The organism is Kitasatospora sp. NPDC059646 (assembly GCF_042734615.1).
In the GTDB taxonomy this organism is placed as follows: domain Bacteria; phylum Actinomycetota; class Actinomycetes; order Streptomycetales; family Streptomycetaceae; genus Kitasatospora.
In genome coordinates, this window is the sequence record NZ_JBHWDS010000017.1 from 22,695 (window position 1) to 38,490 (window position 15,796).

Consider the following 15,796-nt stretch of genomic DNA (forward strand, 5'->3'; position numbering starts at 1 on the left):
GCGGCCCCTCCCGGTACCTGTCACACCGTCAGGACGACCTTGCCGCGCAGGTGCCCGTGCTCGCTGATCCGGTGCGCCTCGGCCGCCTCGGCCAGCGGCAGCACCCGGTGCAGCGGCAGCACCAGCCTGCCCGCCCCGTGCAGCTCCAGGGCGGCCGCGAACGCCCGCTGGTGGAAGTGCTCGGTCTCCTGGCCGCCGCTGAACCGGACGCCGTGCTGCTGGGCGCCGACCGCGTTCGCGATCGACAGCACCCGGTCCGCGGCACCGGTCAGCTCGACGGACAGCGGGATCTCGTCGGCCCGGCCGGAGGCGTCCAGCGCGCGGTCCACCCGGCCGCCGGGAGCGGCCGCCCGCACCCGCTCGGCCAGGCCCTCGCCGTACGCCACCGGGATCGCGCCCAGCTCCCGCAGGTAGCCGTGGTTGGCCTCGCTCGCGGTGCCCACCACCGTGATCCCGCGCTCCCGGGCGAACTGCAGCAGCAGCGTGCCGACGCCGCCCGCCGCGCCGTGCACCAGCAGCGTCTCGCCCGGCCGCACCCCCAGGACGCCGAGCACCCGCTCCGCGGTCTCCGCGCCGGTCGGGAGCGCGGCCGCCTGCTCCCAGCTCAGCGAGGCCGGCTTGTGCGCCAGCGACTCGGCCTGCACCAGGGCGTGTTCGGCGTAGCCGCCGGCCATCATCCCGCCGAACACCTCGTCGCCGGGCGCGAAGCCCGTCACGCCCTCGCCGACCGCCGTCACCGTGCCCGCCACCTCGCAGCCCGGCACGAACGGGAAGGCGATCGGGAAGAGCGCCGCCAGCTCACCGGTGCGCAGCCGCCGGTCCAGCGGGTTGACCCCCAGCGTGCGCACCGCGACCCGCACCTGGCCCGGTCCCGGTTCGGGCACCTCGATGTCGATCGGGGCCAGCACGTCCGGGTCGCCGTACTCACTGAAAGCAATGGCCTTGGTCATGGCAATGTCCTTGGTTCGGAGGGAAGTTCGGTCGCTTCGACGTGTCCCATCCTGTGCCCCGGGCGGCCGCCGCCCGGCCCGCCTTCCGGCCAGTTCGACCTGGCCGAAAAGCCAGGGGCGGGGGGCGAGGGCCCGACTAGGCTGGCCGGTATGGACGAGACCGCTCCCTGGAGCAGCCCGCAGGACGCCCTGGCCCGCGCCGCCGAGGTGCTGCGCGAACCCCGCCCCGGCCTGCTGCCGCGGCTCTCGCAGGTGCTCGACCCGCTCGTCCCGCACCTGGCCGCCGCCCAGCTCAGCGGCGTCTGCGCGTACTCCCCGGCGAACGTGGTCGGGGCGCCGGAGTTCGCCGACGCCTTCGGCAGCCTGCTGCTCTCCCGGCTCGGCGAACGCGCACTGGCCGAGGCCGGGCCCGGCCGGCCCTGGCAGGGAACGGCCGAACTCGCGGGCCGGGAACGGCCGTTGGTGGTGGTCACCACCACCCCGGGCAGCGGCAGGGGCGCGGTTCTGGTGCTGGTCCGGCCGGACGCCGCCCCGCTCGCCGCCGGTGCGCCGGAGCTCCTCCAGCACCTGTGGGACCTGGTGGTCGCCCACTCCGAACACCGCGCCACCGACGCCGCGCCCGCCCAGGCCGTCGCCTCCCGGATCTCCGCCAACGCCCGCGCCTGGGCGATCGCCCAGTCCACCGGCGCCCACAGCGCCGCGCTCACCGCCATCCTCGCCCCGCTGCGCTCCGCCGACCTGGACGACGCCGCCGCCCGCCGCGCCGCCACCGAGCTCGCCGTCACCGCCCTGCTCGACCTGCGCCGCTCCGCCGACCTGGACCGCACCCTCAGTGAGGAGCCCGCCGACGCCGCGTTCGCCCGCCTCGCCCGCGATCTTCGCCCGCTGCTGCGCCACACCCGGGTCCGGCTGGACGTCGCACCCCCGGCCGACGCCACCCGCTCCGTCCCCGCCGACCTGGCGCACACCGCCCGGGACGCCGTCCGGGCCGCCGTGCTGATGATGCTCGACCAGGAGAAGCCCACCCGGCTGCACGTCGGTTGGCAGTTCACCGCCGACGGCCGGCTGCGCGCGGTGGTGCGCGGCGACGGCCTCGGTGCGCTCGCCGCCGACGCCCTGGGCGTGCACCGCACCGCCGAGCGGATCGCCGCACTGGGCGGGCACAGCACCGTGGAGGCCGTCCCCGGCTGGGGCACCACGGTCACGGTCGACCTGCCGCTCGCCCTGCCCGAACCCGCCGCCGCCGGCGACCCGCTGGACGGCCTCCAGCCGCGCGAGCACGAGGTGCTGGACCAGCTCGCCCGGGGCCGCCGCAACCGGGACATCGCCGCGGCGCTGCACATCAGCGAGTCCACGGTGAAGTTCCACGTCGCCAACATCCTGACCAAGCTCGGCGTCGCCTCCCGCGGCGAGGCCGCCGCCCTCGCGCACCGGGCCGGCCGGCCCGCCGGGCTGTACGCCGCGTCGTAGGATCGTTCGTCAACTTCCTTGCGGCGGAGGAGACTTCACTGTCGTGGCGCGGTTCGGTCCCGGCCCTGTCACGGCCGGATCGTCCCGCCGGGGCGCGGGTACCACCCGGGCGACGGCGCCCCGCACCCCGTGGCGGCGCCCAGGGAGGGAACCGCCATGAAGAGCAGACCCGCACGCCCGGCCCGACGCCCCGTCAGAACCGCCGCCGCCCTCGCCGCCGCCGTGCTGCTCGCCGCCGGCGCCACCGCCTGCCGGAGCAGCGCCCCGGCGCCCGCCGGGCCGGCCGCCCGTCCGGCCGCCCCCGGCAGCACCGCCGCCCCCGCGAGCACCGGCGCGCAGGCCGCGAAGACCGTGCAGATCGGCCGCAGCGCGTGGTGGGGCGGCCTCCGGTTCGACGTGAAGAGCGCCACCTGGACGCCCGGCCAGGGCGGCGAGTACACGGTCGTGCTGGACACCGCCGTCACCAACACCTTCACCGCCACCGCGATCCGCAGCTGGCCCGAACTGGCCCTCGACCTCGCCGGAACCCCCGTCGACGGAGACCCGGGCAGCGCCGTCCCGCCGGTCCCCGGCGCGACCGACCCGCTGCCGATCACCTTCCGCGGCCACCCGGACCGGGGCCGCCCGTTCGCCTTCGACGGCGCGTCCCTGGTGCTCGGCGGGGCCGGCACCGCGCAGGGCGTCGTCCCGCTCGGGCAGGGCGGCCGGGCCGCGGTCAGCCTGAAGCCCGTCGACCTCAGGCCGTCCGGCACCAGCCTCACCTCGGGCCGGCTCACCCTGAACCTCAAGTCGGCCCAGCTGCGCGCCGACTTCGGCGACGGCAACGGCATCACCACGCTCAAGCCCGGGCAGCGCGCCGTGCTGGTGGTGTTCGACATGAAGGGCGCCGTCGGCCCGGCCGGCATGGCGGTGGACGGCACCGCGCTGCGGCTGAAGCTGCCCGGCGGCCAGGAGGTCGGCCCGACCGCCGCCCCGATCGAGGCGATCTACCCGGACCGGCCGCTGCGCCAGGACCAGGCGGCCTGGTTCGTGTTCAGCGGCGCCACCGACGGCGACTACACCTTCTCGGTCACCGACGCCCCGAGCCCCGCCGCCGCCGTCGAACTGACCGCGAGCGGCCTGGCCGGCAGCGGCCCGCTGTCCTGAGCCGGGGCCGGAAACGGCGGCGCCGCCGTGGTGATCGTCACCGCGGCGGCGCGCAGCCAAGGCCAGTGACCTTGGAATCGAAGAGAAAGTGCCCCGAGTGGGATTCGAACCCACACCGGACGGTGTTTGAGACCGTTGCCTCTGCCGATTGGGCTATCGGGGCCCAGCGGTTCGAAGGTCAAACCCCCCACCGTGGTGAACCAAACATACCGTGTCTGGGTAGGCTCGTGCATGCAGCACCCCGCCGGACCGAGGAGCCCCGTGAGCACCGCCGACGAGCAGGCCCAGCCGCTTGACACCGACCCGCCCCAGATCACCCGAATCGTCATCGCCGAGGACGAGGCACTGATCCGCCTCGATCTCAAGGAGATGCTGGAGGAAGAGGGCTACACCGTCGTCGGTGAGGCCGGTGACGGTGCGACGGCCCTGCGGCTGGTCGAGGAGCTCAGGCCCGACCTGGCGATCCTGGACGTCAAGATGCCGGTCCTGGACGGCCTCTCCGCCGCCGAGCGGATCCACGAGCAGCACCTCGCCCCGGTGCTGATGCTCACCGCCTTCTCGCAGCGGGAACTGGTCGACCGGGCCCGCGACGCCGGCGCGATGGCGTACATCGTCAAGCCGTTCAGCAAGAGCGACCTGGTGCCGGCGATCGAGATGGCGGTCTCCCGGTACACCGAGATGCGCACCCTCGAACAGGAGATCGCGGACCTCTCGCAGCGGCTGGAGACCCGCAAGCTGGTCGACCGCGCGAAGAGCGTGCTGCAGACCAAGTTCGGGCTGAACGAGCCCGCCGCGTTCCGCTGGATCCAGAAGACCTCGATGGACCGCCGGATGACCATGGCCGCCGTCGCCGAGGCCGTCATCGAGGAGGGCGCCGCCCAGGACCGCAAGAAGGCCGAGGCGGCCGAGGGCTGACGGGCCCGGCGCCGACGTGCGAGTGCCCCGCCTCCCGGACCGGGAGGCGGGGCACTCGCCGTGCTGACGGGGGGTCAGTCCTCGCCGAGGTAGGCGCGGCGCACCGTGTCGTCGCGCAGCAGCTCCTCGCCGGTGCCGGAGAGGGTGATCTCGCCGGTGGTCATCACGTACGCCCGGTCCGAGAGCGAGAGCGCGGCCTGCGCGTTCTGCTCCACCAGCAGGATGGTGGTGCCGGCGGAGCGCAGCTCCACGATGGTCGCCATGATCTTCTGCATCATCAGCGGCGACAGGCCCATCGACGGCTCGTCCAGCATCAGCAGCTTCGGGCGGGACATCAGCGCCCGGCCCATCGCCAGCATCTGCTGCTCGCCGCCGGACAGCGTGCCGGCCGCCTGCTTGCGGCGCTCGGCGAGGATCGGGAAGAGCGTGCAGGCCCGCTCCACGTCCTCCGCGATGCCCGCCTGGTCGCGCCGCAGGAACGCGCCCAGCAGCAGGTTCTCCTCGATGGTCATCCGCGGGAAGATGTGCCGGCCCTCGGGCGAGTGGGCCAGGCCCAGCGCGACGATCCGGTGCGCGGGCACCGTGTCGATCGGCTCGCCCTCGAACACGATCCGGCCCGCGGTCGGCCGGAGCAGGCCGGACAGCGTGCGCAGGGTGGTGGTCTTGCCCGCGCCGTTGGTGCCGATCAGGGTGGTGACCTCGCCCTGTTCGACGGTGAAGCTGATGCCCTTGACGGCCTCGATCTTGCCGTAGGCGACGCGGAGGTCCTCGACTTCCAGCAGAGCGGTCACTGGTCGGCCTCCGTTGCGGTGGTTCCTTCGAGCGGGGCGCCCAGGTAGGCGGTGACGACCCGCTCGTCGTTCTGGACGGTCTCCCGGTCGCCTTCGACGATCTTCTGGCCCTGCACCAGCACCGCCGTGCGGTCGCACAGGTTGAAGATGAACTTCATGTCGTGCTCGATCACCAGGATCGCGATCCCGAGGTCCCGGATCGCGAACACCAGCTCCTCGGCGGCCCGGGTCTCCTGCGGGTTCATGCCCGCCGTCGGCTCGTCCAGCAGCAGCAGGCCCGGCTCGGAGGCCAGCGCCCGGGCGATCTCCAGCTTCCGCTGCTCGCCGTAGGGCAGGTTGCGGGCCAGGTGGTCGGCCTTCGCGGCCAGGCCGCAGAACTCCAGCAGCTCCATCGCCCGCTCGCGGCTCTCCTGCTCCGCGCGCCGGTAGGACGGCCCGCGCAGGATCGCCGAGAACAGGCCCTCCTTGGTGCGGGTGTGCCGTCCCACCAGGACGTTCTCCAGCACCGTCATGTTGGAGAACAGCCGGATGTTCTGGAAGGTCCGGGCGATGCCGGCCTCGGTGACCAGGTGCGGCTTGGGCGGCAGCACCCGGCCCTTGTACGTGACGGTGCCCTCGGTCGGGACGTACAGCCCGGTCAGGCAGTTGAAGAAGGTGGTCTTGCCGGCGCCGTTCGGGCCGATCAGGCCGACGATCTCGCCCTGACGGACCGTCAGGTCGACCTGGTTGACGGCGGTCAGGCCGCCGAAGCGCATCACCACGCCGGAGGCTTCCAGCACGGGTTCGGCGAGCGGCGCGGGCGCCCCGCCGACGGGGGCGGTGTCGGTGGTCATGGCGGTCACGCCCCTGCCTTGGTGAGTGCGTCGTCGGGCGAGGTGCCCTGCGCGGGCAGCTCGGCCTCGTGGAACTCCAGCTGCTGCCGGCGGTTGGCGATCAGGCCCTCCGGGCGGAAGCGCATCAGCAGGATCAGCGCCACGCCGAACGCCAGCAGCTGGTAGGACTGCAGGAACTGCAGCTTCGCCGGGATCAGGAACAGCAGGGCCGCGCCGACCAGCGGGCCGCTGATGGTGCCCATGCCGCCGAGGATCACCGCGGCCAGCAGGAACGCCGAGTTGGGCGGGACCGGCCCGGCGAACAGGTACTGGTCGGGGGAGACCGCGCCGGCCACGTGCGCCTGCACCGCGCCGGCCAGGCCGGCCAGCGTGGCGCCCAGCGCGAAGGCGATCAGCTTCACCCGGAAGCCGTTGATGCCCATCGCCTCGGCCGCCGTCTCGTCCTCGCGGATCGCCACCCAGGCGCGGCCGATCCGGGAGTTGGCGACCCGGCCGAACACCACCACGACGATCGCGGTGGCCACCAGCATCAGCAGCAGGTAGTTGCCGAACTTGCCGAGCTGCAGCCCGAGGAACTCGTGCGGCTGACCGAAGTCGAAGCCGAACAGGTTGACGTCCGGGATCGCCGCGATGCCGTTCGGGCCGTTGGTCAGGCTCGGACCGGAGCGGCCGTCCAGGTTGTTCATCGCGATCCGGAAGATCTCACCGAAACCGAGCGTGACGATCGCCAGGTAGTCGCCGCGCAGCCGCAGCGTCGGGGCGCCGATCACCACGCCGAACACCAGCGCGGCCAGCGCGCCGATCAGCACCGCGACCGGGAACGGCAGGTGCACGCCGCGGAACACCGAGAACGGCGAGCCGGAGACCAGCGCCGCGGCGTACGCGCCGACGCCGAGGAAGGCCACGTAGCCGAGGTCCAGCAGGCCGGCCAGGCCGACCACCACGTTCAGGCCGAGCGCCACCGTCGCGAAGATCAGGATGTTCGCCCCGATCAGCACGTACGTCTCGCTGCTCTGGGTGAACGGGAACGCGCCCGCGGCGGCGAACGCCGCGCCGGTGGTCACCGAGCGGTGACGGGTCGTCAGCTCGCGCAGCCGGGCGATTGCGCCGGAGGCCAGCAGCGCCGCGGTGGCGAAGACGGTCAGCAGCAGGAAGCCGACGAACAGCTCGCCGTACTCGGTGGAGATGCCGAACTCGACCACGCCCAGGCCGAGCGCGAACACCGCGGTGATCACCAGGATCTCCGCCCAGGACGGCAGGGCGCGGGCGGGGAGCAGCGGGCGCTCGATCCGGCCGATCCGCAGCCAGGCGTCCAGCAGCAGCCAGAGCTTGAAACCGACGATCGCGACCGGCACCGCGACGAAGAACCACAGGTTCTCGGTGAAGATCGGCCGGATGCCGGGCGGCACCGCGTTCAGCGCCCAGCCCTGGCCGAGGCCGACCCGGAGCACCGCCGAGACGGCCGCCACCAGGTACCACCACCAGGCCACGGCGGGCTGCTTGACGGTGCGCCGGCGGTCCAGCGGCAGGCCGAGCGCGCCGACGACGGCGAGCAGCGAGCCGACCGCGGCGACCCAGCCGCCCGGGTCGAGGTTGACCAGGCCGTCGAGCTCGACGGCGATCGCGGCCACCGAGTACCAGCACACCGCGAGGGTGCCGAGGGCGGCGAACAGCACGCCGTTGTGGCTGCCGGACGGGCTCAGCCAGCGCAGGCCCTTCAGGCCGCGGGCGCCCAGCGCCAGCAGCGCCGTCAGCAGGCCGCCGGCCAGCGCCAGCCACTGCAGGCCGGCCGGGGAGCCGTAGTAGGTGAGGTCGCCGGGGAACGCGTCGGTCCAGGTCCAGGACATCGCCGCGGACGCGGCGGCCAGCACGCCGCCGGCCAGCGTCGCGGCGAACGCCGCGACGGCGGGCAGCCGCAGCACCGGAGTGGTCTCGTGGGAAGTCGTCATGGTGCTCACGCCCGATCCGCGACGCGCTCGCCGAGCAGGCCCTGGGGCCTCACCAGCAGCACGACGATCAGCAGGACGAACGCCCACACGTTGGCCCAGGCGCCGCCGCCGAGCTGGTGCATGCCGGGGACGTTCTGGATGTACGCGGTGGCCAGCGATTCGGCGACGCCGAGGACCAGCCCGCCGAGCATCGCGCCGTAGATGTTGCCGATGCCGCCGAGGACGGCGGCGGTGAACGCCTTCAGGCCGGCCAGGAAGCCCATCATGAAGTCGACCTGTCCGTACCTCAGGCCGTGCGCCACGGCCGCGACGGCGGCGAAGGCCGCGCCCAGCGCGAAGGCGACCACGATGATCCGGTCGGTGTTGATGCCCATCAGCTTCGCGGTGTCCGGGTCCTGCGCGGTCGCCTGCATGGCCCGGCCGGTGCGGGTGAACCGCACGAACGACGCCAGGATCAGCATGCACAGCGGAGCGGCGGCGAGCAGGAACAGGTCGTTGCGCTGCAGGTGGAACAGGCCGAGGCTGACGGTGTCGCCCTCGAACTGCGGGAAGGAGATGGCCTTCTTGGCACCCGGGTAGAACGCCCAGACCACCTGCTGCAGCGCGATCGACAGGCCGATCGCGGTGATCAGCGGGGCCAGCCGGGGCGCGTTGCGCAGCGGCCGGTAGGCGAACCGTTCCGCCGCGGTGGCGGTGAGCACGGAGGCGATCACGCCGCCCAGGATCATGACCGGCAGTGCCAGCCACAGGGAAGTGCCGTGCGGCAGGGCCGCGTAGGCGGTCAGTGCCCCGAAGCCGCCGATCATGAAGATCTCGCCGTGGGCGAAGTTGATGAGCTGGACGATGCCGTAGACCATCGTGTACCCGATGGCGATCAGGCCGTACATCAGGCCGAGCATCAGTCCGTTGGCCAGGTTTTGCGGCAGTTCGTGCACCGCGGGCCTCCGTGGATAGGGGGTATGAGGAGGCGGGGGGCACTTGTGGCGCCCCCCGCCGGACATCGGCTGGTGCAGGGAGATCAGCCGGTGTAGGTACCGCTCTTGACGGCCTTCCACTCGGGGCCCTTGACGCTGTAGACCGTCAGCTGCTTGTTGGTGGTGTCGCCGTACTGGTCGAAGGAGACCTGGCCGGTGACGCCGGCGAACTTGACCTTGCCCATCTCCTCCAGCACCTTGGCGCGCAGGTCCGAGGGCACCTTGCCGCCGTTGTGCTCCACCGCGGCCTTGACGGCCTCGATGATCGACCAGGCGGCGTCGTACGAGTAGCCGCCGTAGGCCGCGTACGGCTCCTTGTAGCCCTCGGCCTTGTAGTCGGAGATGAAGGTCTTGGCGGAGTCCAGCTCGTCCACCGGGGCGCCGACCGAGGTGGCCAGGTCGCCCTCGCTGTTGTTGTTGGAGAGCTTGATGAACTCGGGGTCGTAGATGCCGTCGCCGCCGAACAGCGGGACCTTCGCGCCGGCCTTCTTGATCTGGTCGGTGAGCGGGCCGCCCTCCGGGTACTCGCCGCCGTAGTACACCGAGTCGGCGCCGGAGGAGGCGACCTTGGTGGCGACCGCGGAGAAGTCCTTGTCGTCGGGGTTGATGTGGTCGGTGCCGACCACGGTGCCGCCGAGCTTCTTGAACTCGTCCTGGAAGATGGCCGCCAGGCCCGCGCCGTAGGTCTTCTTGTCGTCGATGACGTAGACCTTGGTCTTCTTCGCCTCGTTGAACAGGTACTGGGCGGCGAACTTGCCCTGCACCACGTCGGTGGTGGCGGTGCGGAAGTAGGTGGCGTACTGGCGGGTGAACTTGCTGCTGCCCCAGTCCGGGCCGAGGGACAGCTCGGGGCTGGTGTTGGCGGGGGAGACCTGGGTCAGCTTGCCGTCGTTGAAGACCTTTTGCATGGTCTGCGAGACGCTGGAGTTCAGCGGGCCGACGACGCCGACGACGTCCTTCATGTCGACCAGGGCGGTGGCGTTCTGCTTGCCGGAGGTCGGGTTGGCCTGGTCGTCCTTGGCCTCGACGGAGAAGGTGACGCCGGGGACGAGCTTGTCCTTGTTGGCCTTCTTGGCGGCCAGGTCCGCGGAGTTCTTGATGCCGAGGCCCAGCGCGGACAGCTTGCCGCTGAGCGGGGCGTCCACGCCGATGACCACCTTGGTGGTGCCGCCGCCCGCGTTGTCCGAGCCGGACTTGGCGCCGCGCGAGCCACAGGCCGAGAGGGTGAGCGCTCCGGTAACTGCAATGGTCACGACAAGCAGTGAGCTCTTTCGCACGACTGGGGGTCTCCTTCTGGACGGAAGACACGCGCACAGGGCTGGCGGTGCCGGAACGCGTCGACCGAGCCCGAAAATCGGACAGCCGGTGACTGGGCGTGACTCTAGACCGGGCGCGGCGGCTCGGGCAGAGGGGGAGATGAGGCTGTGATTCTCTTGTTATGACCACGCTGGAAGTTGATCTCAGAACATGGTCGAAAACCCCAGGTGGAGCCCGGAATTCCGGGCTCCGTCCCGAGAAGTGGATGGTTGAGGTTCCCAACTCCCTGGTCACGCTTGGCGTCTCCGCTTATCGGACAGGTTTGTCCGACGATGTCGGGCTGGTCGCAGGTGTCCGATTATCGGGAATGTCGCAGGTCGAATGCAGTGCTCCGGAAAGGTCGCGGGCATACGGGTCGCCGAGAATCTGGCTCACCGTCTCCATGGCGCGCGTGTTACGCAGCGTTACATCGAGAAAGGGCAGCCCGGCGTCCGCCGGAGCCGCCGAACAGTCCGTCACCTTCAGGCCGACCCGCAACGAGATCGTCCGCCCCGACGGCACCGTCTGCGGCAGCCAACCCGCCACCACCACCGACAGGCCGCGGTAACCCTGGCTCACCCCCAGCACGTCCACCGGCCCCGGGCCGTTGTTGTGCACCGTCAGCGACAGCGCGAACGAGTCCTGCCCGGCCGGCAGCGGGCCGCCGTACTCGAACCGGGTGGACTGCGAGGGGAAGGGCTGAACGGGCTGGGACGGCGGCGAGTTCGCCGCGGCCTCGGTGCGCTCCATCGCGTGACGCGCCGTCAGGGAAAGCGCCAAGGCCAGCAACGCCGCGACCGCCAGCGCCTTCTGACGCCTGCTCAGCAGTCGCGGCGGCTCCTCGGCGTACAGCCTGAGCTGCGTCCAGGTGCCCTCGCCCGGCTCCACCGGGCCGAGGAACCCCCCTGGCTCGCCCGGCCGTTCGCACTCTGCGGACATGGCGGCGCCCCCTCGTCCAGCCGAGACTGCCCCTGCCGGGGCGCGGCCAAACCCAGGGGGCGCGCGGGGAGTTGGGGGCGTGCGCCGCTACAGGTCGCGCAGCATGCAGGTCAGCCGGCAGCTGGTGATCCGGCGGCCGGTGTCGTCCGTCACCGCGATCTCGTAGGTCGCCGCGGTGCGGCCCTTGAACACCGCCGTCGCGACGCCCGTCACCAGGCCCGAGGTGGCCGAGCGGTGGTGGGTGGCGTTCAGGTCCACGCCGACCGCGTAGCGGCCCGGGCCGGCGTGCAGCATCGCGCCGATCGACCCCAGGGTCTCGGCCAGCGCGGCCGACGCCCCGCCGTGCAGCAGCCCGTACGGCTGCTGGTTGCCCTCCACCGGCATGGTGCCCACCACGCGGTCCGGGGAGGCCTCCACGATCGTGATGCCCAGCTTCTCGCCCAGGTGCCCGCCCGAGAAGGTCGACGGGCTCACCCCCAGCTTCGCGAAGTGGTCCAGCACGTCCTGGGGCACGTTCAGTACGGGCGCCGAGTCGGTCATGGTGCTCCTGTTCGGGGTTCACTTCGTTGGGCGGGTCGATCGTACGACTGTCTACCCGCCAGTAGGGAGGAGGCCCGCGCCGCGCCGGGAGATGTCGTCCCCGGGCCCTAGGATCGGGGGCGGCAGTGCAATCCGGCAGGAACGGGACGTGACGTGGCGACACAGGGTGCAGGAAAGAGTGCGGCCGGACGGCCCCGGCTGATGCTCCTCGACGGGCATTCGATGGCCTACCGGGCCTTCTTCGCCCTGCCGGTGGAGAACTTCTCCACCACCACCGGCCAGCACACCAACGCGGTCTACGGCTTCACCTCGATGCTCGTCAACACCGTCCGGGACGAGGCGCCCACCCACCTCGCGGTCGCCTTCGACCTCTCCCGGCAGACCTTCCGCGCCACCGAGTTCCCCGAGTACAAGGCCAACCGCGCCAAGACCCCCGACGAGTTCCGCAGCCAGATCCCGCTGATCGGCGAACTCCTCGACGCCATGCGCATCCCCCGGCTCACCGCCGAGGGCTTCGAGGCCGACGACATCATCGCCACCCTCGCCACCGCCGCCGTCGCCGAGGGCTACGAGGTGCTCATCGTCACCGGCGACCGGGACTCGCTCCAGCTGGTCGACGAGCACGTCACCGTGCTCTACCCGACCAAGGGCGTCTCCGAGCTCACCCGCTACACCCCCGACAAGGTCGCCGAGAAGTACGGCGTCCGCCCCGACCAGTACCCCGACCTCGCGGCGCTCCGCGGCGACCCGTCCGACAACCTGCCCGGCATCCCCGGCGTCGGCGAGAAGACCGCCGCCAAGTGGGTCAACCAGTTCGGCTCCTTCGAGGAGTTGGTCAACCGGGCCGACGAGGTCAAGGGCAAGATCGGCGAGAAGCTCCGCGAGCACCTCGACTCCGTCAAGCGCAACCGGATCCTCACCGAGCTCGTCCGGGACGTCGAACTCCCGCTCACCGTCCCCCAGCTGGAGCGCACGCCGTTCGACCGGGAGGAAATCGCCCGGATCATGGAGGCGTTGGAGTTCCGCAACCCCAACTTCCGCGACCGCGTGCAGGGCATCGACCCGGCCGGCGCCGGGACCGCCGCCGCCGAGGTCCCCACCGGCCCCGCCGTCGAGGGCGACCTGCTGACCGTCCCCGGCGCGCTCGCCGCCTGGCTGGAGGAGCACACCGCCGACGGCGCCCGCACCGCCCTCGCCGCCGACTACGAGTGGGCCCTCGGCGCCGGCCGGGTCAAGCAGGTCGCCCTCGCCACCGGCACCGCCGCCGCCTGGTTCGACCCCGCCGCGCTGGAGGAGGACGACGACCGCGCGTTCACCGCCTGGCTCGCCGACCCCAAGCGCCCCAAGGCCCTGCACATCGCCAAGCAGGTCATGCGGGCCTTCGCCGAACAGGGCTGGCAGTTCGCCGGCGTCACCGCCGACACCGCGCTCGCCGCCTACCTGGAGAAGCCCGGCCGCCGCGCCTTCACCCTCGACGTCCTCGCCGAGGAGTACCTGGCCCGCTCGCTCGCCCCCGCCGCCCAGGCCGAGACCGGCCAGCTCAGCTTCGACGCCGACGAGCCCGACCCGAGCGCCGGCGCCCAGGCCCTGATGACCGAGGCCCGCGCCGTCCACGACCTCGCCGAACTCTTCGACACCCGGCTCGCCGAGGTCGGCGCCGTGCAGCTCTTCCACGACATGGAACTGCCGATCGCCGAACTCCTCGCCCGCATGGAGCGCTACGGCATCGCCGCCGACCGCGCCTGGCTGCAGGGCCTGGAGGCCCAGTTCGCCGCCGAGATCCAGCGCTGCGTCGAGGAGGCGCACGCCGCCGCCGGCCGCGAGTTCAACCTGGGCTCGCCCAAGCAGCTCCAGGAGGTCCTGTTCGGCGACCTCGGCCTGCCCAAGACCAAGAAGATCAAGACCGGTTACACCACCGACGCCGACGCCCTCACCTGGCTCGCCACCCAGACCGACAACGAACTGCCGGTCATCCTGCTCCGCCACCGCGACCAGGCCAAGCTGCGCACCACCGTCGAGGGCCTGCTCAAGACGGTCTCCCCGCAGGGCCGCATCCACACCACCTTCAACCAGATGGTCGCCGCCACCGGCCGCCTCTCCTCGCAGGACCCGAACCTGCAGAACATCCCCGTCCGCACCGAGGAGGGCCGCGCCATCCGCCGCGCCTTCGTGGTCGGCGAGGGCTACGAGACGCTGCTCACCGCCGACTACTCGCAGATCGAACTGCGCATCATGGCCCACCTGTCCGAGGACGCCGCCCTGATCGAGGCCTTCGCCTCCGGCGAGGACCTGCACACCACCGTCGCCTCGCAGGTCTTCTCGGTCGCCCCCGACGCGGTCGACGCCGAGATGCGCCGCAAGATCAAGGCCATGTCGTACGGCCTCGCCTACGGCCTGTCCGCGTACGGCCTGTCCCAGCAGCTCGGCATCAAGCCCGCCGAGGCCCAGGGCCTGATGGACACCTACTTCGAGCGCTTCGGCGGCGTCCGCGACTACCTGCACAACGTGGTCGAGGAGGCCCGCGCCGTCGGCTACACCGAGACGCTGCTCGGCCGCCGCCGCTACCTGCCCGACCTCACCAGCGACAACCGCCAGCGCCGCGAGATGGCCGAACGGATGGCCCTCAACGCCCCCATCCAGGGCTCCGCCGCCGACATCGTCAAGATCGCCATGCTCCGGGTCGACGAAGCCCTCCGCGCCGCCGGCCTCGGCAGCCGGATGCTGCTCCAGGTCCACGACGAAATCGTCCTCGAAGTCGCCCCCGGCGAGCGCGAGCAGGTCGAGGCCCTGGTCCGCGAGCAGATGGCCGGCGCGTACCCGCTGCGCGCCCCGCTCGACGTCTCGGTCGGCGTCGGCGCCGACTGGGAGGCCGCCGCACACTGACCGCCCGGCCCCGGGCGGCGCCCGCCAAATCGCTTGCAGGCGCCCGCCCGGGGCTCGGAGACTGGCCGAATGACTGATCAACCCGCCGCTCCCGCTGCCACGTTCGCCGACAAGCCGACGCTGGAGGGGGAGCGGATCGTCCTCCGCCCGGTCCGGCCGGAGGAGGACCTGCCCTGGCTGCGGGTCATGCTCCAGGACCCGGACGTGCTGAAGTACACCTCGCCCGTGCACACCCCGGTGGCGCCCGAGTGGGACGAGGCGATGGAGAAGCGCATCGTCGAGTGGTACTCCACCCGCAACGAGCAGCCCGACCGGCTCGACCTGATCATCGTCGACCGGTCCACCGGCCGCGGCGTCGGCGAGGTCGTCCTGAACGAGTGGGACGAGCCCAACCGCTCCTGCAACCTGCGGATCTGCATCGGGCCCGACGGCCGCGACCGCGGCTTCGGCACCGAGGCCGTCCGGATGGCCACCGACCACGCCATCCGCACCCTCGGCCTGAACCGGGTCTCGCTGGGCGTCTACGCGTTCAACGCACGCGGCCAACGCGCCTACGAGAAGGCCGGCTTCAAGGTGGAGGGGATCCGCCGCCAGGTCCTGCGGTACGGCGACCGGTGGATCGACGACATCGACATGGCGGTCCTCGCCGCGGAGTGGCCGGGGGCGGACCGCGGCAACCAGTAGGCTCCGCACGCCGGTGTTCGAAGGGCAAGGGGGAGCGCAGCGATGACGGTGCCGCAGGGCGGAAGAACGCGGGCGGGGATGGTGCTGGCAGCAGCCGCGCTGATGGCCGGCGGCGCGGCGTGCACGGCCGGACCGGGCCCCGTCCGGCAGCCGCCCCCGCGCCCGGTCGCCCCCGTGCCCGCGGCGGCGCCGAGCGCCGCACCCACCTCCACCTGGTCGCCGTCCCCCGGCGCCCCGCCCACGCCGTCGCCGTCCCGGACCGCCGAGGAGCCGAGGACCACCCCGGCTCCCGCCACCCCTGCTCCCGCCACCCCGCGGACGACGCCGGGGGCGACGCACCCCGACGGCGACCGCAGCACGCCGAGGCGCAACACCCGCACGACCACCCCGACCAGGCGCCGCTGACGCCCCCTCGGCCGACGCGGC

Annotated in this window: 14 protein-coding genes and 1 tRNA gene; 6 read left to right on the forward strand and 9 right to left on the reverse strand. The window is 72.4% G+C overall.

Annotation, left to right across the window (positions count from 1 at the left end):
• Nucleotides 1-20: 20 nt before the first annotated feature.
• Nucleotides 21-950 (reverse strand): NADP-dependent oxidoreductase, encoded by a 930-nt coding sequence (locus ACFV1L_RS14635; protein WP_380365843.1) that lies wholly within the window; start codon nt 948-950, stop codon nt 21-23.
• Nucleotides 951-1,100: 150 nt separating this feature from the next.
• Between ACFV1L_RS14635 and ACFV1L_RS14640 the strand changes: the two genes are divergently transcribed.
• Nucleotides 1,101-2,420, forward strand: coding sequence for a LuxR C-terminal-related transcriptional regulator (locus ACFV1L_RS14640; RefSeq protein WP_380365845.1), 1,320 nt, complete (start codon nt 1,101-1,103; stop codon nt 2,418-2,420).
• A gap of 156 nt (nt 2,421-2,576) precedes the next feature.
• Nucleotides 2,577-3,566, forward strand: coding sequence for a hypothetical protein (locus ACFV1L_RS14645; RefSeq protein WP_380365847.1), 990 nt, complete (start codon nt 2,577-2,579; stop codon nt 3,564-3,566).
• A gap of 89 nt (nt 3,567-3,655) precedes the next feature.
• Here the strand turns inward: ACFV1L_RS14645 and ACFV1L_RS14650 are convergent.
• Nucleotides 3,656-3,729, reverse strand: a tRNA-Leu gene (locus ACFV1L_RS14650).
• A 68-nt stretch (nt 3,730-3,797) separates the two neighbouring features.
• On the opposite strand from ACFV1L_RS14650, the gene ACFV1L_RS14655 reads away from it, so the two are divergent.
• Complete coding sequence (locus tag ACFV1L_RS14655) at nt 3,798-4,481, forward strand: ANTAR domain-containing response regulator (protein WP_380365849.1); 684 nt, start codon at nt 3,798-3,800, stop codon at nt 4,479-4,481.
• 74 nt (nt 4,482-4,555) lie between these two features.
• On the opposite strand, the gene ACFV1L_RS14660 is transcribed toward ACFV1L_RS14655, so the two are convergent.
• From ACFV1L_RS14660 to ACFV1L_RS14690, 7 genes are all read right to left on the reverse strand, one after another.
• Nucleotides 4,556-5,272 (reverse strand): ABC transporter ATP-binding protein, encoded by a 717-nt coding sequence (locus ACFV1L_RS14660; protein ID WP_380365850.1) that lies wholly within the window; start codon nt 5,270-5,272, stop codon nt 4,556-4,558.
• A complete protein-coding gene (locus ACFV1L_RS14665; protein WP_380365852.1) occupies nt 5,269-6,105 on the reverse strand; it encodes an ABC transporter ATP-binding protein in 837 nt (278 codons plus the stop codon). Before ACFV1L_RS14665 ends, ACFV1L_RS14660 begins: the two co-directional genes overlap by 4 nt.
• A gap of 5 nt (nt 6,106-6,110) precedes the next feature.
• Nucleotides 6,111-8,054 (reverse strand): branched-chain amino acid ABC transporter permease, encoded by a 1,944-nt coding sequence (locus ACFV1L_RS14670; protein ID WP_380365853.1) that lies wholly within the window; start codon nt 8,052-8,054, stop codon nt 6,111-6,113.
• 5 nt (nt 8,055-8,059) lie between these two features.
• A complete protein-coding gene (locus tag ACFV1L_RS14675; protein WP_035861413.1) occupies nt 8,060-8,989 on the reverse strand; it encodes a branched-chain amino acid ABC transporter permease in 930 nt (309 codons plus the stop codon).
• A gap of 83 nt (nt 8,990-9,072) precedes the next feature.
• On the reverse strand, nt 9,073-10,305 hold the full coding sequence (locus tag ACFV1L_RS14680) for a branched-chain amino acid ABC transporter substrate-binding protein (RefSeq protein WP_035861410.1): 1,233 nt from the start codon (nt 10,303-10,305) through the stop codon (nt 9,073-9,075).
• 289 nt (nt 10,306-10,594) lie between these two features.
• Nucleotides 10,595-11,263, reverse strand: a complete 669-nt coding sequence (locus ACFV1L_RS14685) for a Tat pathway signal sequence domain protein (protein ID WP_380365856.1) — start codon at nt 11,261-11,263, stop codon at nt 10,595-10,597.
• A gap of 87 nt (nt 11,264-11,350) precedes the next feature.
• Nucleotides 11,351-11,803, reverse strand: a complete 453-nt coding sequence (locus ACFV1L_RS14690; protein WP_035861407.1) for a PaaI family thioesterase — start codon at nt 11,801-11,803, stop codon at nt 11,351-11,353.
• Nucleotides 11,804-12,004: 201 nt separating this feature from the next.
• Here ACFV1L_RS14690 and polA point away from each other — a divergent pair, with 201 nt between their 5' ends.
• From polA to ACFV1L_RS14705, 3 genes are all read left to right on the forward strand, one after another.
• The gene (gene polA / locus ACFV1L_RS14695; protein WP_380366002.1) at nt 12,005-14,686 is read left to right on the forward strand and encodes a DNA polymerase I; all 2,682 of its coding nucleotides are present in this window, start codon (nt 12,005-12,007) and stop codon (nt 14,684-14,686) included.
• A 69-nt stretch (nt 14,687-14,755) separates the two neighbouring features.
• Nucleotides 14,756-15,370, forward strand: a complete 615-nt coding sequence (locus ACFV1L_RS14700; RefSeq protein ID WP_380365858.1) for a GNAT family N-acetyltransferase — start codon at nt 14,756-14,758, stop codon at nt 15,368-15,370.
• 78 nt (nt 15,371-15,448) lie between these two features.
• Nucleotides 15,449-15,775 carry a hypothetical protein gene (locus ACFV1L_RS14705; RefSeq protein WP_380365859.1) on the forward strand — a complete coding sequence of 109 codons (327 nt, stop codon included), beginning with the start codon at nt 15,449-15,451 and terminating at the stop codon, nt 15,773-15,775.
• Nucleotides 15,776-15,796: the final 21 nt, after the last annotated feature.